A 24,361-nucleotide genomic window follows, 5' to 3' on the forward strand; every position below is an offset into this window, starting at 1 on the left:
TTGCGGTATGAACGCGGACGCCACGTAGCGCGTTGCGCGCCGCATCGTTCAGAAGAACTTCGACACCCACCGCGGCGCGGACGCGCGATCGAACACCACGTGCAGTTCCGGGCTGAACGATCCCAGTTCGAGCCCGTGCTCCGTCGCCAGCAGCGTGAGCGCCGCGCTCGTGTAGAACGAAATATGTCCGTTGCGCGGCACGCAGTACCACCACTGCTCGATGCCGCGCGCGCGAATCTCCGGCGTGATCAGCGAGGTCTGAAACAGCAGCGCGCCCGCGACGCCGCGATAGCGGACGATGTCGGCGAACAGGCGTCGCGGCTGCGGATGATGCTCGAACACCTCGAACGACAGCACCGCGTCGAACGTGCCGTGCGGCGCGACAGCCTGGCTGAACGGATCGTACGACGTGACGTCGCCGAACCCGCGCGCCGACAACTTGCGCTCGAGCAGCCCCAACCCCGAACCGAAATCGAGAATGCGGCCGTCGCGCATTTCCGGGAAGCTCGTGCAGATCAGGTCGGCATGCTATTGCGGGCGATGCTCGAGATACTCGGGATCATGGCGCACGTAGTCGTCGTTGTAGACATGACGCGCGAAGTCGTCGTGCGTCCAATGGTCGAACGCCGGCGTGCACGTGAAGCCGCATTGCCGGCATGCGTAGTAGTAGATCGGCACACCGACGAACGGATCGACCTTGTTCCCCGCGATCATGTCGGCGCCGCAACGCGAGATATCGACCACGCCGCAGATGTCGGCTTCGGCAGCGCACACCTTGCATGCGATCGTCGTCGGATAGTGGGTGATGTCTTCGAACATGTTTCGGTCTCCCCGGGATCTTCGAGCGCGCTGCCGACAGCCGCGATGGCCGTCGAATCGGCAAGCTCGGTCATGCGTTTCGCCGAATCGAGCGGCCGACGCGCGAGCGTATTGTCGGGCCGAAGCCGCGCGCCGTCGAGTGTCGCGCGCATATGACGTCACGGCGCATCGGCGCTTTGTTAAATAGCGTGAGTCGCCGGCAACCGGCCGGAAAATTGCCTTAACATCGCGGCCACACGATCGACCACGGTCGTCGCCCGCTCGCCGCGATCGCTTTCTCATGTGACCCGAAGCGGGTGCGCAATTCCTTCGAACGGACCGACGCTCATGTTCCAAGCACCGGGAGACTCCTTCGTCGGCGGATCGCTGCTCGGCCTGTGCGTCGAGGTGCCGCTCGCCGCCGTCGTATCGCTGCTGATGCACGGCGTCAACTGGAACGCCGCTCGCATCGCGCTGCTGGTCGCGACACCGGTGCTGATCGCGTGCGCGTTGCTGCTCGCGCGCCCGCTCGTCTTCAGCACGGTATGGAAGCACAAGCGCTCGCCGTTCGAACTCGACGACAACGTGCACGCATCGATCTACGGCCGGCTGACCGGCATCGCGATCGGCGTGGTGTTCGGCATCATGATCGCGACCACGTTTTCGTAAGGGGATACGCGCGGCGTGGATGCCTGCATGTATTCAAGCCTAGGAGCCGAACTCGCCGTCGAATTCGACGCCTTGAAGATCAGTTCGAACGGCGCCTGATCGCCGGAGCGGTCCAGCCGATCGGCACTTGCGCCGCGCCGCTAAGGCTGCCCCGCGCCGCCCGACGCGCCATAGATCTGCCCCGTCACATAGCTCGCACGCGACGACGCCAGTTCGACATAGATCGACGCGAGTTCCGCCGGCTGCCCCGGCCGACCCATCGGCACCTGCTGGCCAAACGTCTCGACGTTCTTCTCGGTCTGGCCGCCGCTCACCTGCAGCGGCGTCCAGAACGGCCCCGGCGCGACGCCGTTCACGCGAATCCCGCGCTGGATCATCTGCTTCGCGAGCCCTTTCGTGAAGTTGGCGATCGCGGCCTTCGTCATCGCGTAGTCGAGCAGGTTCGCCGACGGATCGTACGCATTCACCGAGGTCGTGTTGACGATCGCCGAACCGGGCGGCATGTGCGGAATCGCGGCGCGCGTGATCCAGAACAGCGCATATAAATTGGTGCGCAGCGTCCAGTCGAACTGCTCGGTGCTGATGTCGAGGATCGAATCGTGGCTCTGCTGACGCGCCGCATTGTTCACGAGAATATCGAGCCCGCCCAAGCCTGCGACCGCCTGTTCGACGAGCTTGCCACACGCCGCTTCGGTGCGGATGTCGACGGGCAGCGGCACTGCCTTGCGGCCCGCACTGCGAATGTATTGCACCACCTCGCGCGCATCGGGCTCCTCGTCCGGCAGATAGGCGATCGCGACGTCCGCGCCCTCGCGCGCGAACGCGATCGCGGCGGCACGGCCGATCCCGGAGTCGCCGCCGGTAATCAGCGCCTTGCGGCCGTCGAGCCGGCCGCTGCCGCGGTAGCTGCGCTCACCGTGATCGGGCCGCGGCGTCATGCGCCCGGCGAGGCCCGGCCACGGCTGGTGCTGCTGCGGAAACGGCGCGTGCGGATACAGCGTGCGCGGGTCGTGCGGCGCGGTGTCGCCGACATCGGTCGCGCCGGCATTCTGCGCGACGGCCGGAATCGCGACGCTCGCGACCAGGCTGGCCGTCGTGCCCTGCATCCACTTGCGGCGCGATTCGGATACTTCGTCTGATGACATGGTGGGCTCCGGTGCGAGATCTACACGAATAGCGATGGATGCCGAAGTGCGCCGAGCCGCGGCTGCGGTGCGGCGCGTGCAACGCAACTGGCCATTACAGCGGGCGCGGCCGGTCGCCTGCGTCGTCGGGCGCGTCGTGCCCGTCGGGCCAGGGCTTGTCGGACGGATCGCGGGCGGCGGTCTGACGCGGATCGTCGGGCACGACCTTGCGCGCCTGATCGTCCGGAATCGAATCGAGCTCGCCGCCGCCGGGCGCGTGGCCTGGCGGCCGCGCCGGTTCGGCCTGCGTGCCGCCGTGCGGTTCCGGCGTGCGGGCCAGGCCGCGTGCGTCGCGATCGTTCGGTATGCTGGATTGGGTCATGGCTTTCTCCCGTGTGCGGATGGGCAGGCGCAACGCCGCTGCGGCGGTGCAGAACGCGCTCGAATCGCGGGCGCGCGGCGGCGTGCGACGACACCCGCCTTCAGCAAGCGCCATGCCGTCATGCGGCCGCGCAACATCCGTATCCATCCGACCATTGCACTGCAGAATTTACAAACGCAGCGCCGCCCGGCACCGCGCGCGCCCGCATGGCGGCGCGGCGACGCCCGCCGCACGGGAATCCGGGCGCGGCACGCAGTTTGCTCAGGCCGGCCGGGATAGGCCGGCCGTACCGGTTCGCCGGCTGCCTGCGGCGTCGTGGTGTCGTGAGATATGAAATCTGCCTCTACCCTGCTGAAATCCGCGCCGATGCGCACCGACCACTTCGTTCAGTTCTACGACTCCGACGAGCAGCTCGTGTCGGAAGTCGCATCGTTCTCGGCCGACGCGCTGCGCGACGGCGGCAGCGCGATCGTGATTGCACGGCCCGAGCGGCTGGCGGCCGTCTACGCGCGGCTCGGCACGCTCGAGCGAGCGAACGGCAGTGCGGCGCGCGACCGCGTCTTCATGTCGAGCGCGCAAGCACTGCTCGACAGCTTCATGGACGGCGGCCTGCCCGACCCCGCGCGCTTTCGCCGCTCGATCGGCACCATCGTCGAAGCGGCCGTGCGCGCGGGCCGGCCGGTACACGCGTTCGGCGAAATGGTCGCGCTGCTGTGCGCGCAGCATCGCTACGCGGGTGCGCTGCGGCTCGAAGCGCTATGGAACGAGTTAATCGAGCGATACCGCTTCTCGCTGTACTGCGGCTATCCGCACGACGCGTTTCCGAGCGCCGAGCAGTCGGAGATGTTCCGCCACGTGTGTGCGCTGCACCGGCGCATCCTGCCTTCGGCGTCGCTGCGCAGCGACGAGAACCAGCTGCATCTGACGCTCGCGCTGTCCCAGCAACGGGCGCGCGCGCTCACCGACGAGATCCGCCGCCGCGAGGATGCCGAGCAGCAACGCAACGGCGTGCTGATGCATGCGCCGCTGCCGATCGCGCTGCTGTCGGGCGCCGCGCATCGGATCGTGCTCGCGAATCACCGCTTCTCCGCGCTGTGCGGCCGAACCGACATCGTCGGCCGGCCGCTGACGTCGGTGCTGCCCGGCGGCGACACCGCGGCGATCGCGCGCGCGCTGGAAGCGGCGCGCGTGCAGGGGCGCTCGACGACGATCGGCGAGCACCACGACCGGCCCGATACCGACGATACCGACGCGGACGGCGCGCGCGTGTACCGGCTGCACTTCAATCCGCAACCGCTGGCGGACGGGCTCGGCGTGATCGTCAGCGCCGTCGAGGTGACGGAACACGTCGCGGCGCGCGAGAAGCTGGTCGCGGCCAACGCCGAGCGCGACCGGCTGCTCGGCGAGCTGCGCGACGCGAACCAGGCGAAGGACCAGTTTCTCGCGGTGCTCGGCCACGAGCTGCGCAACCCGTTGACGCCGATCTCGCTCGCGCTGGAGCTGATCCGCAATCGCGACGGCCAGGCCACGCCGAACGAGATTGCGATCATCCAGCGCCAGCTGGACCACATGGTCCGGCTGATCGACGATCTGCTCGATGTGTCGCGCATCACGCGCGGCAAGATCACGCTGAAGAAGGAAGCGGTGCGGCTCGCGGACATCGTCGACCGCGCGGTCGAGGTCGCGAGCCCGCTGCTCGAGCAGCGCCGCCACCGTCTGCACGTCGACACGGACCCCGAGGCGCGCTGCCACGGCGACCCCGTGCGCCTGTCGCAGGTCGTCGCGAACCTGCTGACAAACGCGGCGAAATACACGCTGCCGGGCGGCGACATCGCGGTGCACGCGCAACGCGGTGCGGACGGCAGCACGCTGATCGAAGTGCACGACAACGGCGCGGGCATTCCGCCCGACCGCCTTCAGAGCATCTTCGAACCGTTCTACCGGATCGACGGCGACAACAAGCAGGCGCACGGCGGCCTCGGCATCGGCCTCGCGCTGGTGCGCAGCCTCGTGAACCTGCATGGCGGCACCGTGCGCGCGGACAGCGCCGGGCCCGGCCGCGGCAGCACGTTCACGATCGTGCTGCCGGAATTCCGGCCGCGCGTCGGCGCCGCGGCCGCGCCGCAAGCGGAGCCCGGCATCCGCGTGGCCGCACCCGGCAGCGGCCGGCGCGTCATGCTCGTCGACGACAACGAGGACGCCGCATCGACGCTCGCGCAGTGGTTGCGCGACGCCGGGCACGAGGTCGCGGTCGTGCACGACCCGGTGACGGCGCTCGCCGCGTATCGCGCGTATCGTCCGGACGTCGCGATCCTCGATATCGGTTTGCCGGTGATGGACGGCTACGAACTGCTGCTGCGGCTGAAGGCGATCAACGAAGTCCCGCCGTGCATCTTTCTCGCGCTGACCGGCTATGGTCGCCACTCGGATCGCGAGCGCTGTCTCGCGACCGGATTCGCCGAGCATTTCGTGAAACCGGTCGACCCGGCCGCGCTGCATCTCGCGATGAGCCGCACCGGCGCGCAAGGCGGGACGCCCAACCACGACGGTCCGCAAGCCGGGCGCTAAGCCGCGGCACGGTCGATGCTTGAGATCGGCATGCCAGCCGCGCCGGCACCCTTGCGACCGAGGAGAACGATGATGAGCGACCCGAACGATCTGACACCCGACGACGACGAGCAAGGCGGCCATGCCGGCAAGCCGGGCCATCCGCAGCCCGAGCGTCGGAACGATCTGCCCGAGCTTCCCGATCCGACTGAAGTCGGGGAGGATGGGTGAGCGCGTCGATCGCGACGTAATGGAGGCGGCGCGGAGCCGGGCGTGCGCTGGTGAATGCGTGCTGGTGCTGCGCGGCGACTGCCGATGCTTCCGCAGCCGCCGCGCTTCTTCGAGTTCGTGCCCCCGCGCACGGCGGCGCCAGTGACGGCCACCGCCGTCGAGCAGCGCCCTTACGCCCGATGGCTGGCGCGCCCTATGCCGTGCCTTACCGCGTGCGCCGCTTCTCCCGCGCGACCTCCGCGGCCGGTACGGCATCCGTATCCTGCAGCGGCTCCCCCGGACTGCGACGCTTCGCCGACTGATCGATCGACACGTCCGCGGCAAGCTCGCCGCCGCCGTCCGTGTCGCCGCCCTCGGCGTCGAGCTGTCGTTCGGCGCGCTGCCAGTATTCGTCCGCGCGCCCTTCAGGCGCACCGTCCGCCTGCCACAGCCAGTACGCACGTTCCCTGATCTGCGTTTCCCTGTCTTCGTTCATCCGATTCTCCTGAGCTGATTGCACGTTCTATCGTTCCGGTTTCGACGGCGCCGACACCGCGCCGAGCGTCGACGACATCCCGCCGTCGGCCGACGTGGCCAGATCGCCCAGCGCGACGATGCCGACCAGCCGCTTGTCGCGATCGACCACCGGAACGCGACGAATCTGCGCTTCGGCCATCTTGTTCTGCACCGCGGAGATGTCGTCGTCCTCGTAACACCAGTTCGCCGGCCCGCTGACGACGCCCTCGATCGGCTCGTCGGGCCGCACGCCCATCGAGACGGCCCGCACGACGATGTCGCGGTCCGTCAGCATGCCGATGAGGCGCGTGCCGTCGCACACGGGCAGCGCGCCGACGTTCAGCGCGTCCATCATTTGCGCCGCTTCGCGCAGCGTCTGGGTCGGCGCGATGGTCGCCGCATCGCGTGTCATCACTTCAGATACAGAGGTCATGCTTCGCTCCTGTTCAAGCCGCCCACGGCGGCCTGCTGCCGGAGCATCGCGCGTTCCGCGCTGCTCAGCTCTGCGCCCAGCAGCGCGCGGACCCCAGGCCGGCCGAGGCAACGATCCGCATCAACTGCTGCAGCATCGCGTCGCTCGAAGCGGCTTCGCGCCACTGCACGATCAACTCTTCCTCGCGCACGTCGCGCCCCACCGTTTCGCAAAAGCCGTGCGTACGGCAGGTGAAGCCGGCCGCGCGCAGTTTCTCGTTCAGCTGTTCGCGAGCGGCCGAGTCGGGCGGATATTCGACCGTGACGCGTGCGGTCATGACGCGCCGCAGACGCTGCTCGACGAAGCGCAGCGGCCACACGACCAGCAGCGCGAGCACGAGCCCGAGCGCGCCGAGCAGCAGCTGGCCGCCGCCGATGCACAGACCGATGACGGTCACGAACCACAGCGTCGCGGCCGTGGTGACGCCCGACACTAGGCCGTCGCGATGCAGGATCGCGCCGCCGCCGATGAAGCCCATTCCGGTCAGGATGCCGAGCGGCAGCCGCATCAGGTCGAGCACCGAGAACGCGCCTTGCGGCTTGCCGGCCTGCAGCAGCAGCGCATTGACCTGCAGCATCGACAGGCACGCGGCCAGACACACGAGGATCGTCGTGCGCAGCCCGGCCGTCTTGCCCGACTCGCTGCGATCGAGCCCGACCAGCCCGCCCGCGACGAGCGCGAGCACGATCCTGGCGACGACGTCGCCCCACTGAAGTACGACGGGCATCGGCTCCATGCGCGCCTCCTTGCAAATCGTCGAGCGTCATGCGTCGCGGCGCGGCCGCCAGCGACGCCGCGTACGTCGCAAGGTTCGGACCCGCTATGCGCGTACCGGCCCGAGCACGCGGACCGTGTAGTGCGGCAAGCGCAATTGTAGAAACGGGCATCGGGCGCGCGGCGCTCGCCCGCACCTCGTCACGAAGGAGTTCGACCATGCTCACGCAGAAAACCAAGGACATCGTCAAGGCGACGGCTCCGGTCCTCGCCCAACACGGCTACGACATCATCACGTGCTTCTACAGGAAGCTGTTCGACGCGCATCCGGAACTGCGCAACGCGTTCAACATGGCGCATCAGGAGCAAGGGCAACAGCAGCAGGCGCTGGCGCGCGCGGTGTACGCGTACGCGGAGAACATCGAAGACCCCGGCAGCCTCGCCGCCGTGCTGAAGAACATCGCGAACAAGCACGCGAGCCTCGGCGTGCGGCCGGAGCACTATCCGATCGTCGGCGAGAACCTGCTCGCGGCGATCAAGGAAACGCTCGGCGACGCGGCGACCGACGACATCGTTTCCGCGTGGGCGCAGGCGTACGGCAACCTCGCCGACCTGTTGATGGGGATGGAGAGCACGCTGTACGAACGGTCGTCCGAGCGGCTCGGCGGCTGGACCGGCTGGCGCACCTTCGTCGTGCGCGAGAAGCGCCCCGAGAGCAGCGTCATCACGTCGTTCGTGCTCGAACCGGCCGACGGCGAACCGGTCGCGAACTTCGAGCCGGGCCAGTACGTCAGCGTCGCGATGGACGTGCCCGAACTCGGCTTGCAGCAGATTCGCCAGTACAGCCTGTCGGACATGCCCAACGGACGCACGTACCGCATTTCGGTGAAGCGGGAAAGCGGCGGCGACTATCCGCCCGGCTACGTATCGTGCCTGCTGCACGACTACGTCGAGGTCGGTCAGACGCTCGCGCTCGCGGCGCCCTACGGCAGCTTCCATATCGACGTCGAGGCGAAAACGCCGATCGTGCTGATCAGCGGCGGCGTGGGCCTGACGCCGATGATCAGCATGCTCACGCGCGCGATCCAGGATTCGCACCGGCAAGTCGTGTTCGTGCACGGCGCGCGCAACAGCGGCGTGCATGCGATGCGTGACCGGCTGCGCGAGACGGCCAGCACCCATGCGAACTTCAAGCTCGTCGTGTTCTACGACGACCCGCTGCCGCAAGATGTGGAAGGCGTCGACTACGACCTGAAAGGGCTGGTCGACGTGAATGCGATCAAGGACGCGCTCCTGCTGCCCGATGCCGATTACTACATTTGCGGCCCGGTGCCGTTCATGCGGTTGCAGCACGACGCGTTGAAGCAGCTCGGCGTTCCCGAGACGCGGATTCATTACGAGGTGTTCGGGCCTGATCTGTTCGCCGAATGAGGTGGCGCAACGGCTCGCGTGGGGATTCGGCGCGCGGCGGCCAGCGGCGCTGATGCGCTGATGCACGGCGCACGATGCCGATGGCCGCGCTCGCCGGCCCGATGCCGGCCGGGCCAGCGCCGCGCGAACGCGCGTACCCGAGCGGATACGGGCATCACCGTATAGGCATTCTTTGCTGTTGTTCCGTATTCGACCGGATACGAAACCTCGATTCAACTCCCGCAAATCGCCTTTTCGTTTCCGACTGGATACGAACCGCGGTTGCACGCCCGAATTGTGCAATACTGTTCCCGATCAGATACGAAGCACGGAGAACGTCATGTCGGAGTCCCAGTCCGTCGACACGCTCGGCGCGCTCGCCCATCTCATCCGCGCGGCCCGGTTGCAGCAGGGCTTCACGCGCGACGAGCTGGCGAATGCGACCGGGCTGTCGCCGAAATTCATCAGCCAGGTCGAAGCCGGCAAGCCGACCGCGCAGATCGGCAAGGTGATGCTGCTGCTCGGCGAGCTGGGCGTGCGGCTGTATGCCGAGTCGTCGGTCGAGATTTCGGAGGCGACGGCGCTGAAGGCCGCGCAACGCCGCAGGAGCAGCCATGGCGGCTAGAACGCTGGTCGTGTCCGCCAACGGCGTGCGCATGGGCACGCTCGCCGACGACAAGGGAATCTGGTCGTTCGAATACAATGCGCAATGGCTCGCGAGCGCGGCCGCGTGTCCGTTGTCGCCGGCGTTCGCGTTGCGCGGCGGCGCCTTCACCGACACGTCGAGCGATCGTCCGGTCCAGTGGTTCTTCGACAACCTGCTGCCCGAGGAAGGCATGCGCACGTCGCTCGCGCGCGAAGCGAACGTCGCCGCCGCCGACGCATGGGGCCTGCTCGCGTACTTCGGGCGCGAATCGGCCGGCGCGCTGACGCTGCTGGCCGACGGCGAGCACGAAGCGCCCGGCGCCCTGCAACCGCTGCCGCTCGACGAGCTCGAGCGACGCATCCGCGCGATGCCCGAGCGCGCGCTGACGGCCACCGCGCCCAAGCGCATGTCGGCGGCCGGCGCGCAGCAGAAGCTGCTGGTGGTGCTGCGCGGCGACGCGCCCGATTACGCGCTGTACGAGCCGATCGGCAGCGAGCCGTCGATGCACCTGCTCAAGCCCGACATGCGCGCGGCCGGCTATCCGCATTCGGCGATCAACGAATTCTTCTGCATGAAGCTCGCGGGCAGAATGGGCCTCAACGTGCCGGACGTGCACTTCCTGCGCGCACCGTCCGCGTGCTACGTGATCGACCGGTTCGATCGCGACGTCGCCGCGCAGCCGGCCCGGCGGCTGCACACGATCGACGCGATGCAGCTGCTCAATTACGACCGCGGCTTCAAGTATCAGCGCGCGAACGCGCAAGAGCTCGCGCGCGCGATCGACCGCACCAGCACACGGGCGCTTGCGCGTCTGTCGGTGTTCCGCTGGACGGTGTTCAACGTCGTGGTCGGCAATGCCGATGCGCATCTGAAGAACCTGTCGTTCTTCGTCGACGCGCGCGGCTACCGGCTCGCGCCGTTCTACGACATCGTCAGCACGGTCGTCTATCAGACGCCGACGCACCGGCCCGATCAGCGCGGCGATCACTGGCCCGACTGCGAGCTGACGATGCCGCTCGGCGCGGCGACGCGGTTTGCGGATATCGACGCGAACGCGCTGATGGCGTTCGGTCAGGCGCTGGGGCTCAGGGAGAGGGCGGCTGCGAGCGAACTCCAGCGCTTTCTGGAGCCGCTCGACCGTCATGTCGCGCAGACGCTCGACGAGGTGCGCGAGCTGGCGAAGCCGGATGCCGGCGAGATGCGGCTGCTGAATTCGATCGTCGCGATGCCGATCGCGGAGATGGGGCGGGCGTTACGCGGGGGGCGCGGCTAGGCTACCGACGATGGGCGGATGGCGGCAACGCGCCGCGCATTGAACCAAACTGCCGTGTGATGCGTGGCGAGCCGACGCGTCGCATGACCGACTTCGCACCACGGCTTCGATCGGACGGCCAGCGGCTCGCGCGCTCTTCTCGCCACGCCGCTGCCGACACATACGGAACTCCGACGGCGCAGAAACCCGCCGCAGCGCCCGTCACCGCCCGATCGGCAACCCGGTCGGCTCGATCCACCCGAGCTTGTACGCGATCAACAGCGACAGGAACAGCGTGACCGACAAGCCCACGCGCGCCGCGAGCGACCACGCCATCCGTTTGCTCTTGCCGCGGTCGTGGTTCATGAAATACAGCGCGAAGATCAGGCTTCCGATGATCAGCACGAAAGCCGTTGAAACAAGTGCAACCTTCATTGTCGATGGTCCTCCAGGCCGGGATCGGCCTTCAGCAGTTCGGCGAGTTTTTGCCGCTCGGCCGCGACGTCGCCGACGCCCGATGCCGGCCAGTCCAGCGCGACGCCATTGCCGAGCGAATCGCGCACGAGCGCTTGATAACGCCCGTCGCTGATCCGCCCGTCGGCCATCGATTCCGAGATCTCATGCCGCAACGGTAGCGGAAAGTTCGCGTATCCGCGCGACAGCGCCGCATATTGCCGCGCGTCGATTTCCTTCGACGACGGCACGACCGCCCACAGGACGACGGCCACGATGGCCACGAACGGAATCGCCGTGTAGCGGAGAACGAACTTGATGGGGGTCATGATGCGGATATCGAGCGAACTGCGAACGGGTGGCGGGTGCGGCCGGATCGATCCGGAAGCAGCCGGCGACCGGCTGCGCGAACGATGCCGGCCGAAAAACACGCTCTGTCGGCATCGCGAGACATTGTACTTAAAGTGCGGTCTGACTAACAGAGTATGATAATGTAATTATCATGTGTCGCAGATGATGCAAGCGATCCGGCACCGTTTGCCGCCGGCCCGCAGGTCCGGGGCCGGCACCGGCGCGTGCCGCCCTGTCCGTGCCCGGCGATCCGGGCGATCGAGCGAACCCCGTACCCATATGCCAGCGCAGTACTTCCTGAGTCTGACCGGAAAACACCGGAGCGCACCCGCCAATCGCCAGCTGGGCTTCTCGCTGGCGTTCGTGGCCGGCGCGGCCAACGCCGGCGGCTACCTCGCGGTCAAGCAATACACGTCGCACATGAGCGGCATCGTGTCGGCGATCGCCGATCAGACCGCGCTCGGCGACATCCCGCTCGCGCTGGCCGGCGTCAGCTCGCTGGCGTCGTTCCTGGTGGGCGCCGGCTGCTCGGCGATTCTGGTCAACTGGGGGCGGCGGCGCGGGCTGCAGAGCCAGTTCGTGCTGCCGCTGCTGGTCGAAGCCGTGCTGCTGCTGGTGTTCGGGCTGCTCGGCAGCCATCTCGCGCTGTGGGAAGGGCTGTTCGTGCCGGCGACCGTCACGCTGCTCTGTTTCATCATGGGGCTGCAGAACGCGACGATCACGAAGATGTCGGGCGCCGAAATCCGCACGACGCACATGACCGGCATCGTCACCGATCTCGGCATCGAGCTGGGCAAGCTGTTCTACTGGAACCGCTCGGCCATGGTCGTCGACGCGCATGCGGTGATCGCCAACCGGTCGAAGCTGAAGATTCACGCGACGATGCTCTCGTCGTTCTTCATCGGCGGGCTGATGGGCGCGATCGGCTTCAAGCATGTCGGCTACGTGTCGACCGTGCCGCTCGCCGGCGTGCTGGTCATGCTCGCCGCGATGCCCGTGATCGACGATCTGCTCACATGGTTCGAACGCCGGCGTTGAGCGCGGCCCCGGCCCGGCCGCCAATGCCGACGAATTTCAATCCGATCAACCTATCGAATACGCACGCCTGACGATGGAAACGAAAACCGCCCGCCTGACCGTCCTGATCGATCCCGCGAAGAAGGAAGCCTTCGAAATACTGTGCGCCGAGCAGGATCTCACGCCGTCGCAAGTCGTGCGTCAGCTGATCCGCGAATATCTCGACACGCACGGCATCAGCTACAAGACCAAGAGCGCGGTCGCGAAGCGGGTACGGAAATAACGCTGCGCGCATGGCGGCGGCGCCGTCACGCGCCACGCCGTCACGCCGTCACATGCAGATTTCCCAGCGGGGATGTTCGCGCGCGCGCCACACCAGCCGCGCCGGGTCGATACCCTCGCCCGCCTTCATGCGCCGCGCGGTGGACGCGAGCTTGAGCTCGCCGGCCGAACCGAACGCGAGCGCACGCTCGAGCAGCACGCGCAACGACGGCAACGGGTTGCCGTTCTTCCACGCGAACGCGATGAAATTGTTGTCGTCGCCGCACGGCACCAGCGAGTACGAATCGTCGAACACCGCGCGCAGCTGTTCGAGATGCCGCGGCAGCGCCGGATCGTCGTTCATGAAGTTGATCGCCAGCACACCCGTTTCACTGAGCCGCGCACGGCACGCGTCGAGGAATTCGGCGCCGGTGCAGCGGCCGGCCGTGCCGTCGGCGACGAACGCGTCGTGCAGGATCACGTCCGCTCGCACGTCGGGACGCGCGACGTAGTCGGCGCCGTCCGCACACACCACCGCGAAGCGCGCATCGTCGTGCGGAATCCGGAACACGTCGCGCAACGCAATCACCTGCGGATTGATCTCGACCGCCTCCATCGCGCTGTCGGGCAAGTGGCGGTAACAGTACTTCGCGAGCGATCCGCCGCCGAGCCCGAGCATGCTGATGCGCGCGGGCGCCGGCTGCAGCAGCAGGAAGCCCATCATCACGCGCGTGTAGCCGAGTTCGAGCCGGACCGGATCCTTCAGCGACATGAAGCTCTGCGTGCCGAAATGATCGAAATGCAGCGACACCGCGTGCTTCGTCTCGAGCACGAACGGACGCCCGTCGCTCAACGGCGTCGCCAGAAAACGCAGGAATGCATCGTACGATGCCCGATCGTCGCTCATGTTCGGCAAGCCTTGCGATTGGCGCTCCGCGCCATTACGCGCTCAGACCTTCTTCAGGTAGCAGGCCTTCAGCATGAAGCCGCCCATGTCGGTCTTGCAATCGACTTCGTGATCGCCGCCGACGAGCCGGATGCTCTTCACCTTGGTGCCCATCTTCAACGTGATCGACGAACCTTTCACGCGCAGGTCCTTGATCAGGACGACCGAATCGCCGTCCGACAGCACGTTGCCGTTCGCATCCTTCACGACGTCGCCCGCCGGCTCGTCGCCCGCTTCGGCGCCGGCGCCGGCCGACCATTCGTGGCCGCAGTCGGGGCACACGTACAGCGTGCCGTCCGGGTAAGTGTTTTCCATCGCGCATTGCGGGCAGGCGGGGGCGGCGTTCATTGCAGCTTCCATTCGGTGGGGGTTCGGGTCAATCGACAAAAAAATACCGGCGCGCAAACCGGCGCCGGGATCGCATGTCGCAGCGGCCCGCCGACGTTCGACAGGCCGCAGATCATGCGCACGACATTATAATGCCATACACATAAACTGGTGTACGTATTATAATCTCCCACTCCGATCGTTCGCCGGACTTGATCGCCGCTTAACCGAGGATGCCGACATGTTCGAGATAGATGATGCAGCCAGGCTGGTCGCACGATGCAGCGACGCAAGCACCCGAGCCAGAGGCCGCGCGGTCGCGACGCCGAGCCTGCCGGCCGCCGCGCGCCGTTCCGGCCGCGCGCTTCGCCGCTGATCCGCATCGTGGCAACCGTCGTCTACGTCCAAATCGGTGCGGCATGGAACCGCAAGCGCGCGAGCCATGCGCGCGATGCGCTGGTCGCGGCGGCTCGCCGCTTCGAAAGCGACATCCTGCTGATCGCCAACGGCGTCAGCGCCGCCGCCAAGGACGCCGCCGCGATCGCGGCGCTGCAGTTGCACGGCGGCACGTCCGCCCAGTTGCTGGCCACCGGCCGCGACGAGGACACCGCGCTGCAGGCGCTGCTGCCGTTGCTGCAGGCCGGCTGACGCTGCGTCGTCCGGCCCCACGGCCCCGTGCCGTCCACCCCGAATCACCCAGCCAGAGGAAGCGATGAACGACAACGCCACGTCCACCAACACCCCCAACCTGTCGGCCGCCGCACTGTGGGCGCTCGAGCGCCTCGCCGACGTGCGCTATGGCCGCGATGCGCCGGCGCTCGGCTGGTCGGTCGAGCACGAACTCGTCGGCGCCGGTTTCGTCAGCCATTCGGCGAACGGCCGCTCCGGCGCGTCGATCACCACGCACGGGCGCAATTTTCTGAAAAGCCGCAAGTAGTCGGCGGCCGGCATGCGGCTGCTGACGCGTCGCGCCAGTACGCGGGCGGGCCGTACGTGGGCATGAGCAGGGTCTCGTTGGCGACGCTCCGCGGGGCGTCGCCGCGCGAGTCTGCGGGTCTCTGGGTCTGTGAGTTGCAAGCCCACCAGTCAGCAAGTCCGCAAGTCCGCGGTCCGCACGCCTCGCGTGACGGGCAAGCGAGCGGCACTCGATGAGCGCCTGCGCGATCGCACGCGACAGCGTCGCGAGAACGACGGGTAGCGACGGCCGTCGACACGCGCGGATTCCACGATACAGGCGGGGCTTTGCGCATCCGCAGCGCGTTCCGCGGTATCGTACGGCAGCCCGAAGGCGACGCCGCGTGCCGCCTTCGCCCGTCCTTCCCGATGGAACGCCCGATGACATCCAGCGCCCTGCCGCCCGTCACGTCCCCGCCCATTCTCGACACCCCGCGCCTGATACTCGAAGGCCATCCGCTCGGCGACTTCGACGCGCTCGCCGCAATGTGGACCGAGCCGACCGTCGTCGCGCACATCTTCAACGGCAAGCCGTCGGCGTCGCGCGACTCGTGGATGCGGCTGCTCGCGTATCGCGGACTGTGGCCGCTGCTCGGCTACGGCTACTGGGCGATTCGCGAGAAGGCGTCGGGCCGCTACGTCGGCGATCTCGGTTTCGCGGACTTCCGCCGCGCGGTCGAGCCGTCGATCCGCGGCGTGCCGGAGGCCGGCTGGGCGCTCGCGAGCTGGGCGCACGGCAAAGGCTATGCAACCGAAGCGCTCACGCACGCGCTGCATTGGCTCGATGCGCAGCAGCGCTTCGAGCGCAGCGTCTGCCTGATCGCGCCGACCAACACCGCGTCGATCCGCGTGGCGCAGAAGGCCGGCTATGCCGATCCGGTGCGCATCCGCTTCAACGACGCCGATTCGCTGCTGTTCTCGCGCGCGTGCCTGTGAGGGCCGCGCGCTATTGAAACGCGGCTGATGTGGCCGCGCGTGACGGCGACGCCGCATCGCTCGGTGTCGCCGTACCCGGTGTCGAATCCTTCGGTGCCACATCCCTCGACACCACATCCCTCGACGCCGCATCGCTCGGTATCGCACCCCTCGGTGCCGCATCCCTCGGCGCCGTATCCCTCGACGCCGTATCCCTCGATGCCGTATCCCTCGATGCCGTATCCCTCGGTGCCTCATCCCTCGACGCTTCATCCCTCGGCACCACATCCCTCGACGCCACATCCCTCACCTTCGCAGCCCCAACCGTACCCGACGTCTGCCACCCACCGCCGAGCGCCTTGTACAGCGCGACGAGATCCGTCGTCGTCTGCAACGCGCCCTGCACCGCCTGTTGCCGCCCCTCCGACCATTGACGCTCCGCGTCGAGCACGTCCAGAAACGGCGACAACCCCTTGCGGTAACGGTCGCGCGCGAGCTCGAGCGCGCCCTGCTCGGCTCTGACCGCATCGTCGAGCGCGGCCGCGCGCGTCTGGTCGGTGCGGTACACCGCCAGCGCGTTGTCGACGTCGCGCAGCGCCACCAGCACGGCCTGCCGGTACGCGAGCGCGGCTTCCGCCTGGCGCGCCTGCGACAAGCGCAGGTTCGACACCAGCTGACCGCCCACAAAGATCGGCAACGACACCGCCGGCCCGAACGAATAAAACAGGTGCGACCAGTGCGCGAGCTCGCGCACGTGCGCGGCGCGCAACCCGACCTGACCGGTCAGCGAGATATCCGGATAGAACTGCGCGACCGCCACGCCGACGTCGGCCGTCGCCGCATGCAGGTCGGCTTCCGCGCGGCGGATGTCGGGCCGCCGGCGCGCGAGCGTCGACGGCAGGCCGACCGGCACGATGGGCGGCACCTGCGGCAATGCATGCGGCGCGGCGAGCCAGTCGTCGAGCGCGCCCGGCGCGCCACCCACCAGATAGGCGAGCGCATTGCGCAACAGCACGATCTGCTGATCGAACTGCGGCAACTGCGCGCGGATCTGCGCGAGCCGTGCGTCGGCGCTGCGCACGTCGAGGTCGCTCGCCAGGCCGTGCGCCGCCTGCTCGCGCGTGAGGTCGAGCAGATCGCGCTGCGCGCGCTCCAGCTCGTCGGCCAACGCGCGCTGACTTTCGGCGCCGCGCAGTTGCAGATAGGTCTGCGCGACTTCGGCCTCGAGCGACAGCAGCGCGTCGTCGCGGCTCGCGACCGCGGCGCTCGCCTGCGCGTCGGCCGACTCGAGCGAACGGCGCACGCGCCCGAACAGGTCGAGCTCCCATGACGCGTCGAAGCCGGCCTGCCACAGGTTGACCGGCGCTTCGAGCGCGTCGATCGCACCGCGCGCGCCGGGCCCACCTAGACCGGCAATGCGCTGCTCGATGCCCTGCTCGTCGATGATGCCCCTCAGCCCGAGCTGCTCGCGCTGATAGCTGGCGCTCGCCCGTACGTTCGGCAAGCCTTGCGCGGCTGCCGCATGCACTTGCGCGCGCGCCTGCGCGATGCGCAGCACCGCAGCCTGCAGGCCGAGGTTATCGTGCGCGGCGCGCGCGACGAGCCGGTCCAGCAGCGGATCGCCGAATGTGCGCCACCAGCGCGGGTCGGGATCCGCACCGGTCACGGGCGACGAGCGCGCACGCTCGGCCGGCGGCGCAGCCGCCGACGCACCCGGCGTTGGCGTGGATGTTGGCGTCGATGCCGCCGCCCCACCCTGCACATCGTGCCAATTCGCCGGCACATCAGCCTTCGGCGCCGTGAAATCCGGTCCGACCGTACACCCGCCGAACATCGCAGCCGCAACACAAGCCGCGATCGCGTGCATGGGCACGCGCCGTCCGCCTGCGCCGCGAGATGCGCGCGTCGTCTTCATCGTCAATGCCCTCCCGCGCCGCGAGCGGCCTTCACCGGCGAGAACAGGAACGTCAGCGGAATGCTGAACGCGCAGAACACCGCGAGGATCGCGAACACGTCGATGTACGCCAGAATCGTCGCCTGTGAGATGAAGGTTTCGTACAGCCGGCCGGTCGCCGTCTGCAACGCGGCGGACGGCGGCGCGCCGGACAGCGCGGCGACCGTACGTGCCTGGTCGTGCAGCGCCTCCTGGAAGTTCTGCGATAGCGGCGACATGTGCGTCGACAGATGCGCCATCCGCGCCTGCGTGCGTTCGCGGATCAACGCGGTCGACACCGAAATGCCGATCGAGCCGGCGACGTTGCGGAACATCGTGAACAGCGCCGACGCGTCGTCGTTGAGCCGCTGCGGCACGGTCAAATATGCGAGCGTCGTGATCGGCACGAACATGAAGCCGATCGCGAGCGACTGCGCGCAGCGGATCAGCACGAGATGCGTGTAGTCGATGTCCGGCACGAGCCGGCGCGAATACACCAGCGCGGCCGACAACAGCACGAAGCCGAAGCCGACGAGATAGCGGGTCTGCACGTGCGGCATCAGCCGGCTCACGAACGGGATCTCGAGCGTGATCAGCAGCGCGCCGGGCGACAGCACGAGCCCCGCGAGCGTGGCCGTGTAGCCGAGGTGCTGTTGCGCGAGCTGCGGCACGATCACCGCGCTGCCGTACAGCACGGACGCGAAGGTCGCGATCGTCACGCAGCCGAGCGCGAAATTGCGATCGCGCAGGCACGACAGGTCGACCACCGGCTTCTTCGTGCGCAGCAGCCACAGCGTCGCGCCGACCAGCCCGAGCGCCGACAGCACCGCGAAAATGCGAATGAAGTTCGAGCCGAACCAGTCCTCGTCCTCGCCGCGATCGAGCATCACCTGCAGGCAGCCGAGGCCGATCGCGATCAGCCCGATGCCGATGTAGTCGACCGACACCCCGCGTTCGGCGCCGCGCCGCCACGGCGGATCTTCGACGAGCTGCATCACCGCGAGCACCGTCAGCGCACCGATCGGCACGTTCAGCAGAAACACCCAGCGCCACGAGAAGTGATCGGTGATCCAGCCGCCGAGCGTCGGCCCGAGCACCGGCGCGACGACGATCGCGATCGCCGAGATCGAGAACGCGCGATTGCGTTGCTCGGGCGGGAACGTGTCGAGGATGATCGACTGCTGGTTCGGCTGCAGCCCGCCGCCGAACAAACCCTGCAGCACGCGGAACACGATCAGCTCGCCGAGGTTGGTCGCGACGCCGCACAGCAACGAGCACACGGTGAACGCCGCGATGCACAGCACGAAGTAGCGCTTGCGGCCGAGCAGGCGGCCGAGGAAGCCGGAGATCGGCAGCACGATGCCGTTGGCGACGAGATACGACGTGAGCGTCCAGGTCGCCTCGTCGTAACTCGCGGACATCGTGCCCGCGATGTGCGGCAGCGCGACGTTGACGATCGTCGTGTCGAGCACCTCCATGAAGGCGGCGAGCGTGACGACGATCGCGACGACCCACGGGTTCGCGGCGGGGCGCCACCCGTTGCCGGACGAATGCGGCGCAGCGGAAGGCCGGCTCATCGGCGGCCCTCGCGGCGCGTGCAGAGTATGCGCATCAGAGACATCGCGTCGCTCCGGAGCAAGCGGGCCGCCTCACGGCAGCCGGTCATTTCAGATGGACGGTCGGTTCGACCGACAGGCCGAGACCGAGCGGCGGACGGTTCGGCAGCGGGCCGTCGAGCACGATCTTCACCGGCACGCGCTGCACGATCTTCACGAAGTTGCCGGTCGCGTTCTCGGCCGGAAACGCGGAGAACCGCGCGCCGCTGCCGAGCTGGATGCTGTCGACGTGGCCGTGCAGGTCGAGATCGGGATACGCGTCGACGGACACGTCGACGCGATCGCCGATCCGCATCCGCTCGAGTTGCGACTCCTTGAAGTTCGCGGTGATCCACATCTGCGGCGTGACGATCGAGAAGACCGACGCGCCCGCCTGCAGGTATGAGCCGAGCTGCACGTTGCGGCGCGTGACCCAGCCGTCGGACGGCGCGCGCAGCTCGCAGTACGACAGATCGAGCTCGGCCGTCGCAAGCTGCGCGCGCGCCTGCAGCACCTGCTGGCGGCGCTCCTCGACGACCGTCTCGGCCTGGCGGATCTGCTGCGGCACGAGGCTCGCGGTGCGCGCCTGCGCGCGGGCCATCGCGACGTTCGCGTCGGCACTGGCGCGCTGCGCATCGGCGGCGTCGATCGCCTGCTGGGAGGTTGCGCGCGCATCGACCGCACGCTGGCGCTCCTGGGCGGCCAGCGCCTGCCGGTAAGCGGCGTCCGCCGACTCGATCTGCGCACGCGCCTGGCGGTACTGCGCGGGATACTGCACGCGGGCGATGTCGAGCTGCACGCGCGCCGCATCGAGCTGCGCCTGCGCGAGGCCGAGCTGTGCGCGCGCCGCGTCGACCCGCGCGCGATAGTCGCGCGGATCGATTTCGACGAGCACGTCGCCGCGATGCACGAAGGTGTTGTCGTCGACGGCAAGCCGCGTCACGTAGCCGGACACGTGCGGCGCCATTGCAACCGCGTTGCCGTCGGTATAAGCGTCGTCCGTGCTCTCCTGATCGCGCGTCGCGAGCCACCACACGAGCCCGGCGATCAGCAACACCAGCAGCACCGCGCCGAGGATGATCAGCGGCTTCTTCCCCGGGCGCTTGCGTTCGCCGTCATGGCTGTCGCCGTCGCCATCGCCGCCGGTGCGGCCGCCGCGATCGTCGTGCGGATGGCCGTCACCGCCGCCGCCGCCCGGCGCGTCGGTGTCGCGCTCATCGCGTTCGTCGCGTCGGTCGCGGCCGGCATTGCCGTCGTCGCCGCCGGCCGCGTTGCCGTCTCCGGCGCGCGCAACGGCGACGCGCGGCGCCAGTCCGACCGCACCACCGGCGTAGGCCGATACCGGGACGCGGGGCAGCGCGAGCGCGCGCCACGCGCACACGGCCGCGCGTCGTGCCGGCGTAAACGTAAAAGCACGCACGAGGGAGGCAAGGACTTGCTGCGGATCGGACAGCGGGAACAGGGTCGCATCTGACATCGAACATCGCTCCAGGCAACGGCCGCGCGCGACATTGCGCGGGCCGGCCTCGAGGGCGCGGGCGAGCAAACGGCGCGCCCGGCCGTGTCGATCGCCACGCGAAGGCGCCGGCACGGGCGATGCGTGCGCGCCTTCCCCAATGTTCCGACAGGAAGCCAGCCCGATGACCCGTTCGAATTCACTCGATACCGATTCGCAAGGACAGGACCGCGGCGGCAGCACGCCCGGCCCCGAAGGAAAGCCGCACGGCACGCACACGCCGCGGCCGCGCAGCGCGCACGATCCGGCCGAAGGCAAGCCGCTGTCCTCCGATGAAGGCGCACCGGCCGATGGTGCCGGGGCGCACATGCCCACACGCGACGGCGATACGCGCTGACTGCGCTTGCCCGGTGCTATCGCCGCGCAGCTGCACGCATGCTCGCGCGCTGACGGCAGAAATGACAACGCGTTGAAAAATCGCGGACGGATGCGACGCAGGGCCGTGCATCGGCCCCCTCAGCGGTATGGCTTCTGCGTCCGTCCAGCACCCGAACGCCGCCCGCCAACGATGCGTGCGCCGTAGCAGCCCCGAGCACTACGGGTGCGCGTCGTGCTCGCGGCTGCGTCGCAGGTGTGCTCCCTTTCTTCAACGGAGGTTTCATGTTCATTCACAACACACGGCTTCAGTACACGGTCCGCGTCGATGCGCCCAACCCGGGGCTCGCGAACCTGCTGCTCGAACAGTTCGGCGGCCCGCAGGGCGAGCTCGCCGCCGCGATGCGCTATTTCACGCAGGCGGTCACCGAGGAGGATCCGGGCCGCAAGGACATGCTGTTCGACATCGCGACCGAGGAATTGAGCCACCTCGAAGTGATCGGCTCGCTGGTTGCGATGCTCAATCGCGGCGCGAAGGGCGAACTCGCCGAGGCCGTCGACGAGCAGGCCGAGCTGTACCGCAAGCTGCACGGCGCGGGCAACGACAGCCACGTGACGCAGCTGCTGTACGGCGCCGGCACGCCGCTGACCAATTCGGGCGGCGTGCCGTGGACGGCTGCGTACATCGACACGATCGGCGAGCCGACCGCCGACCTGCGCTCGAACATCGCGGCCGAAGCGCGCGCGAAGATCATCTACGAGCGACTCATCAACGTGACCGACGATCCCGGCATCCGCGACGCGCTCGGCTTCCTGATGACGCGCGAGGTATCGCATCAGAAGTCGTTCGAGAAGGCGCTGTACGCGATCACCGCGAACTTCCCGCCGGGCAAGCTGCCGCCGGTCGAGCCCTACGACCGCGTGTACTTCCGGATGCAGGACGGCGAGCCCGTGCCGGGCCCGTGGAATCGCGGCGATTCGCTGTCGTTGCGGCGCGGCGAGCCGGCCGTCGATGGCGGCGACGGCGCCGCGAAGGGCGTGGTCGAGCCGCAGCAATCGCAGGCGCTCGAAGCAATGACGCGGCGTCTCGCTTCGGACCCGCGCTGCGATCCGATCACGGGCGCCGAGCTTGGTGCCGGCGCACCGCGGGATACTGCGGCGGGATCGAACGGCGGGCGGTGAGCGGCAGGTGCTAACGGCAGGAGTCGGCGGCGTGGCGTTGAATGCGCCGCGCTGCCGTGAGGATGTGATGCTCTGACGGCGTGGAGCCGTGGAGCCGCGATGGCGCATCGCCGTGATGCCATCGCGCCGCGACGCGGCAACCGTCACTTCGTCAACGGCCGGGATCGACTGCGGATTCAACCCCTCTCTGCCGTTCGATACTCAACCAGCTCTGGGTCTGTTCCTAGCGTTATACGCGTCATCTGCCTGATGATTCTCCAACGAGAGCCAACACCACTATGCATCCGGAATGCAGGTGCGACCGCAATACGCACGGATAATTCGACGATGACCGACGAGAAAGTTCACTCCCACGATTTCTGGCCGCGAACCTGCGATCTCGATACTCACTATCACAGCTCGGGACAGTAAGCGTGTATCGAGCACCGTCTTGACGGGGACCGAATACCTGCGACAGTTACTTGTTCAGAACATGGCAATACCATGAATGCGCCATTAACTCGTCTAGGCGCAGATAGCGTGCAAAGGCGTGTCTGTATCGCGAGGCAAGCTCTGTGTCATGTGTTTCGTCGGGATGGCTCCATTCAGATTCACAGTCTTCGCAGGGCGCAAAGACCCCCGAACTTTTCGATTTGGCGGCTACAAGCACGCGCCCCTGGCCGCATACCGGACCGACCTCATTGACGACAGCGTAGTGCTTGTATGTCATAGGCAGAGACTTCGCGAGTTAGGTGACCAATACGTTCCAGGGCAGCAAGTTACCGATGCGATTGACTGGGTGCTCTGCGATGCGGACGAGCACGTGACGCAGATAGGCTTCGGGATCGATGCCGTTTAACTTGCACGTGCCGATCAAGCTGTAGATTGCGGCCGCTCTTTCACCTCCCGAGCCGGCGCCGGCAAACAGATAGTTCCGACGGCCAATTGCCACACCGCGCAAGGCGCGTTCGACCGGCAGGTTATCGATCTCCAGACGTCCGTCGCCGCAGTAGCGCGTGAGCGCCTCCCAGCGGTTCAGGGCATAAAGTATCGCCCGACTTGTGTCGGATTTGCGCGAGAGCGTCTCCAGTGTGGCGCTCAGCCACACATGGAGTTGATCGAGCAAGGGCTTGGTGTGAATTTGTCGGCACGACCGTCGTTCGTCGGGTGGTTTGCCTCGACTCGATTCTTCGACCTTGTACAGCGCGCCGATGCGCTCCCCCGCCTCCGTATTCAAGGCATTCGGCCGCGTAGCATGCAGTTCGTAGAACTGCCGCCGGGCATGGGCCCAGCACGCTGCTTCGGCCACTCGTCCAGTTTCGTAAATCGCCTGGTAACCACCGTAGGCATCGGCCTGCAGCGTGCCGTTGAACGATTCGAGGTGCTGCTGCGGGTGGGTAAGCCGATCATGCTGCCGATTCCGACGTGCTGCGCAACATGCGCAGCACCAACAGTAGCGTGGTTTCGCTGGGCGAGCCTTCGATGCGCACGCGGGTGTTGCCCACGCTGATCTCGATGGCGCCTGCAGCAGTTGCGCAAGTAACTGGCGCCGGGGCCGGCTGCTCCATCTCTTGCGCAGGTGTGTCCACTGTCACGGGCAGCAAATCCACCGGATCGTATTCGCCAGCACGGAGTGCTCGGCGCCATTTGAATACGAGGTTCGGATTCAACCCATGTTCCATTGCCAAACGCGCGACCGATACGCCTGCTTCGCAGGCCTGCTGAGCCAGCTTCCGCCGGAGTTCGATGGTGAACCGCACCGAATTTTGTGGAGGCTCGGATTCTTGAGAGAATCGAGCCATGAACAAGAAGGCAACCAAGTTTTCCCCGGAAGTCCGGGAGCGCGCAGTGCGTCTGGTACGTGAGCAGCGTAGCGA

28 protein-coding genes and 1 pseudogene are annotated in these 24,361 nt (G+C 67.7%); 13 read left to right on the plus strand and 16 right to left on the minus strand.

What is annotated here, in order from left to right:
- Positions 1-48 precede the first annotated feature (48 nt).
- Positions 49-495 (minus strand): class I SAM-dependent methyltransferase, encoded by a 447-nt coding sequence (locus C3Y15_RS32100; RefSeq protein ID WP_243860157.1) that lies wholly within the window; start codon positions 493-495, stop codon positions 49-51.
- A gap of 33 nt (positions 496-528) precedes the next feature.
- Positions 529-819, minus strand: coding sequence for a hypothetical protein (locus C3Y15_RS32105; protein ID WP_243860159.1), 291 nt, complete (start codon positions 817-819; stop codon positions 529-531).
- A 327-nt stretch (positions 820-1,146) separates the two neighbouring features.
- Between C3Y15_RS32105 and C3Y15_RS01075 the strand changes: the two genes are divergently transcribed.
- Complete coding sequence (locus C3Y15_RS01075; RefSeq protein ID WP_011880027.1) at positions 1,147-1,467, plus strand: hypothetical protein; 321 nt, start codon at positions 1,147-1,149, stop codon at positions 1,465-1,467.
- 140 nt (positions 1,468-1,607) lie between these two features.
- Here C3Y15_RS01075 and C3Y15_RS01080 read toward each other — a convergent pair whose 3' ends face one another.
- Positions 1,608-2,612, minus strand: a complete 1,005-nt coding sequence (locus tag C3Y15_RS01080; RefSeq protein WP_011880026.1) for an SDR family oxidoreductase — start codon at positions 2,610-2,612, stop codon at positions 1,608-1,610.
- Between the two features lie 94 nt (positions 2,613-2,706).
- Positions 2,707-2,973, minus strand: a complete 267-nt coding sequence (locus C3Y15_RS01085) for a hypothetical protein (protein ID WP_046427397.1) — start codon at positions 2,971-2,973, stop codon at positions 2,707-2,709.
- Between the two features lie 366 nt (positions 2,974-3,339).
- On the opposite strand from C3Y15_RS01085, the gene C3Y15_RS01090 reads away from it, so the two are divergent.
- On the plus strand, positions 3,340-5,541 hold the full coding sequence (locus C3Y15_RS01090; RefSeq protein WP_124259714.1) for an ATP-binding protein: 2,202 nt from the start codon (positions 3,340-3,342) through the stop codon (positions 5,539-5,541).
- 72 nt (positions 5,542-5,613) lie between these two features.
- Positions 5,614-5,751: a hypothetical protein gene (locus tag C3Y15_RS31615; RefSeq protein WP_164716093.1), complete on the plus strand. Its 138-nt coding sequence runs from the start codon at positions 5,614-5,616 to the stop codon at positions 5,749-5,751.
- A 205-nt stretch (positions 5,752-5,956) separates the two neighbouring features.
- Here C3Y15_RS31615 and C3Y15_RS01095 read toward each other — a convergent pair whose 3' ends face one another.
- The 3 genes from C3Y15_RS01095 to C3Y15_RS01105 form a co-directional block, all read right to left on the minus strand.
- Positions 5,957-6,226: a DUF2934 domain-containing protein gene (locus tag C3Y15_RS01095; RefSeq protein WP_011880023.1), complete on the minus strand. Its 270-nt coding sequence runs from the start codon at positions 6,224-6,226 to the stop codon at positions 5,957-5,959.
- A gap of 27 nt (positions 6,227-6,253) precedes the next feature.
- Positions 6,254-6,679, minus strand: a complete 426-nt coding sequence (locus tag C3Y15_RS01100) for a CBS domain-containing protein (protein ID WP_011880022.1) — start codon at positions 6,677-6,679, stop codon at positions 6,254-6,256.
- A gap of 64 nt (positions 6,680-6,743) precedes the next feature.
- Positions 6,744-7,454, minus strand: a complete 711-nt coding sequence (locus tag C3Y15_RS01105; RefSeq protein ID WP_011880021.1) for an MgtC/SapB family protein — start codon at positions 7,452-7,454, stop codon at positions 6,744-6,746.
- An 86-nt stretch (positions 7,455-7,540) separates the two neighbouring features.
- On the opposite strand from C3Y15_RS01105, the gene hmpA reads away from it, so the two are divergent.
- From hmpA to C3Y15_RS01120, 3 genes are all read left to right on the plus strand, one after another.
- A complete protein-coding gene (gene hmpA / locus C3Y15_RS01110; protein ID WP_257786200.1) occupies positions 7,541-8,863 on the plus strand; it encodes an NO-inducible flavohemoprotein in 1,323 nt (440 codons plus the stop codon).
- Between the two features lie 319 nt (positions 8,864-9,182).
- On the plus strand, positions 9,183-9,467 hold the full coding sequence (locus C3Y15_RS01115) for a helix-turn-helix transcriptional regulator (protein WP_011880019.1): 285 nt from the start codon (positions 9,183-9,185) through the stop codon (positions 9,465-9,467).
- Positions 9,457-10,761 (plus strand): HipA domain-containing protein, encoded by a 1,305-nt coding sequence (locus tag C3Y15_RS01120; RefSeq protein WP_124259690.1) that lies wholly within the window; start codon positions 9,457-9,459, stop codon positions 10,759-10,761. The genes C3Y15_RS01115 and C3Y15_RS01120 overlap by 11 nt, the downstream gene beginning before the upstream one ends.
- A gap of 201 nt (positions 10,762-10,962) precedes the next feature.
- Here C3Y15_RS01120 and C3Y15_RS01125 read toward each other — a convergent pair whose 3' ends face one another.
- Together C3Y15_RS01125 and C3Y15_RS01130 are read right to left on the minus strand one after the other, a co-directional pair.
- On the minus strand, positions 10,963-11,175 hold the full coding sequence (locus C3Y15_RS01125) for a twin transmembrane helix small protein (protein WP_011880017.1): 213 nt from the start codon (positions 11,173-11,175) through the stop codon (positions 10,963-10,965).
- Complete coding sequence (locus C3Y15_RS01130) at positions 11,172-11,522, minus strand: hypothetical protein (RefSeq protein ID WP_043292619.1); 351 nt, start codon at positions 11,520-11,522, stop codon at positions 11,172-11,174. The genes C3Y15_RS01125 and C3Y15_RS01130 overlap by 4 nt, the downstream gene beginning before the upstream one ends.
- A gap of 301 nt (positions 11,523-11,823) precedes the next feature.
- Here C3Y15_RS01130 and C3Y15_RS01135 point away from each other — a divergent pair, with 301 nt between their 5' ends.
- Both C3Y15_RS01135 and C3Y15_RS01140 read left to right on the plus strand, forming a co-directional pair.
- Complete coding sequence (locus tag C3Y15_RS01135; RefSeq protein ID WP_045579626.1) at positions 11,824-12,582, plus strand: YoaK family protein; 759 nt, start codon at positions 11,824-11,826, stop codon at positions 12,580-12,582.
- Between the two features lie 73 nt (positions 12,583-12,655).
- Positions 12,656-12,844, plus strand: a complete 189-nt coding sequence (locus C3Y15_RS01140) for a CopG family transcriptional regulator (protein WP_011880014.1) — start codon at positions 12,656-12,658, stop codon at positions 12,842-12,844.
- A 48-nt stretch (positions 12,845-12,892) separates the two neighbouring features.
- Here the strand turns inward: C3Y15_RS01140 and C3Y15_RS01145 are convergent, their stop codons facing one another.
- The gene (locus C3Y15_RS01145; RefSeq protein ID WP_011880013.1) at positions 12,893-13,729 is read right to left on the minus strand and encodes a spermidine synthase; all 837 of its coding nucleotides are present in this window, start codon (positions 13,727-13,729) and stop codon (positions 12,893-12,895) included.
- Positions 13,730-13,771: 42 nt separating this feature from the next.
- Positions 13,772-14,116 carry a zinc ribbon domain-containing protein YjdM gene (locus tag C3Y15_RS01150; RefSeq protein WP_014725746.1) on the minus strand — a complete coding sequence of 115 codons (345 nt, stop codon included), beginning with the start codon at positions 14,114-14,116 and terminating at the stop codon, positions 13,772-13,774.
- A gap of 258 nt (positions 14,117-14,374) precedes the next feature.
- On the opposite strand from C3Y15_RS01150, the gene C3Y15_RS01155 reads away from it, so the two are divergent.
- The 3 genes from C3Y15_RS01155 (at position 14,375) to C3Y15_RS01165 (ending at position 15,985) form a co-directional block, all read left to right on the plus strand.
- Positions 14,375-14,743, plus strand: a complete 369-nt coding sequence (locus tag C3Y15_RS01155; RefSeq protein ID WP_011880011.1) for an HPr family phosphocarrier protein — start codon at positions 14,375-14,377, stop codon at positions 14,741-14,743.
- Positions 14,744-14,807: 64 nt separating this feature from the next.
- On the plus strand, positions 14,808-15,032 hold the full coding sequence (locus tag C3Y15_RS01160) for a hypothetical protein (RefSeq protein WP_045579625.1): 225 nt from the start codon (positions 14,808-14,810) through the stop codon (positions 15,030-15,032).
- A 398-nt stretch (positions 15,033-15,430) separates the two neighbouring features.
- The gene (locus C3Y15_RS01165) at positions 15,431-15,985 is read left to right on the plus strand and encodes a GNAT family N-acetyltransferase (RefSeq protein WP_243860162.1); all 555 of its coding nucleotides are present in this window, start codon (positions 15,431-15,433) and stop codon (positions 15,983-15,985) included.
- Between the two features lie 10 nt (positions 15,986-15,995).
- Here C3Y15_RS01165 and C3Y15_RS01170 read toward each other — a convergent pair whose 3' ends face one another.
- The 3 genes from C3Y15_RS01170 to C3Y15_RS01180 all read right to left on the minus strand — a co-directional run bounded on the left by C3Y15_RS01170 (position 15,996) and on the right by C3Y15_RS01180 (position 20,969).
- Positions 15,996-17,831, minus strand: coding sequence for an efflux transporter outer membrane subunit (locus C3Y15_RS01170; RefSeq protein WP_243860164.1), 1,836 nt, complete (start codon positions 17,829-17,831; stop codon positions 15,996-15,998).
- A 50-nt stretch (positions 17,832-17,881) separates the two neighbouring features.
- Positions 17,882-19,474, minus strand: a complete 1,593-nt coding sequence (locus C3Y15_RS01175; RefSeq protein ID WP_124259687.1) for a DHA2 family efflux MFS transporter permease subunit — start codon at positions 19,472-19,474, stop codon at positions 17,882-17,884.
- An 85-nt stretch (positions 19,475-19,559) separates the two neighbouring features.
- Positions 19,560-20,969: an HlyD family secretion protein gene (locus C3Y15_RS01180; protein ID WP_043292761.1), complete on the minus strand. Its 1,410-nt coding sequence runs from the start codon at positions 20,967-20,969 to the stop codon at positions 19,560-19,562.
- Positions 20,970-21,132: 163 nt separating this feature from the next.
- Here C3Y15_RS01180 and C3Y15_RS01185 point away from each other — a divergent pair, with 163 nt between their 5' ends.
- Together C3Y15_RS01185 and C3Y15_RS01190 are read left to right on the plus strand one after the other, a co-directional pair.
- Complete coding sequence (locus C3Y15_RS01185; protein ID WP_124259686.1) at positions 21,133-21,345, plus strand: hypothetical protein; 213 nt, start codon at positions 21,133-21,135, stop codon at positions 21,343-21,345.
- A gap of 263 nt (positions 21,346-21,608) precedes the next feature.
- Positions 21,609-22,505, plus strand: coding sequence for a manganese catalase family protein (locus C3Y15_RS01190; RefSeq protein ID WP_069223740.1), 897 nt, complete (start codon positions 21,609-21,611; stop codon positions 22,503-22,505).
- Positions 22,506-23,232: 727 nt separating this feature from the next.
- Here the strand turns inward: C3Y15_RS01190 and C3Y15_RS01195 are convergent.
- Both C3Y15_RS01195 and C3Y15_RS32110 read right to left on the minus strand, forming a co-directional pair.
- Complete coding sequence (locus tag C3Y15_RS01195; RefSeq protein ID WP_224383427.1) at positions 23,233-24,063, minus strand: IS66 family transposase; 831 nt, start codon at positions 24,061-24,063, stop codon at positions 23,233-23,235.
- A 46-nt stretch (positions 24,064-24,109) separates the two neighbouring features.
- Positions 24,110-24,286, minus strand: a pseudogene (locus C3Y15_RS32110) (transposase); the annotation flags it as partial.
- Between the last annotated feature and the right edge of the window lie 75 nt (positions 24,287-24,361).

The sequence above is a fragment of the Burkholderia sp. B10 genome, from assembly GCF_004368385.1.
GTDB lineage: Bacteria > Pseudomonadota > Gammaproteobacteria > Burkholderiales > Burkholderiaceae > Burkholderia > Burkholderia vietnamiensis.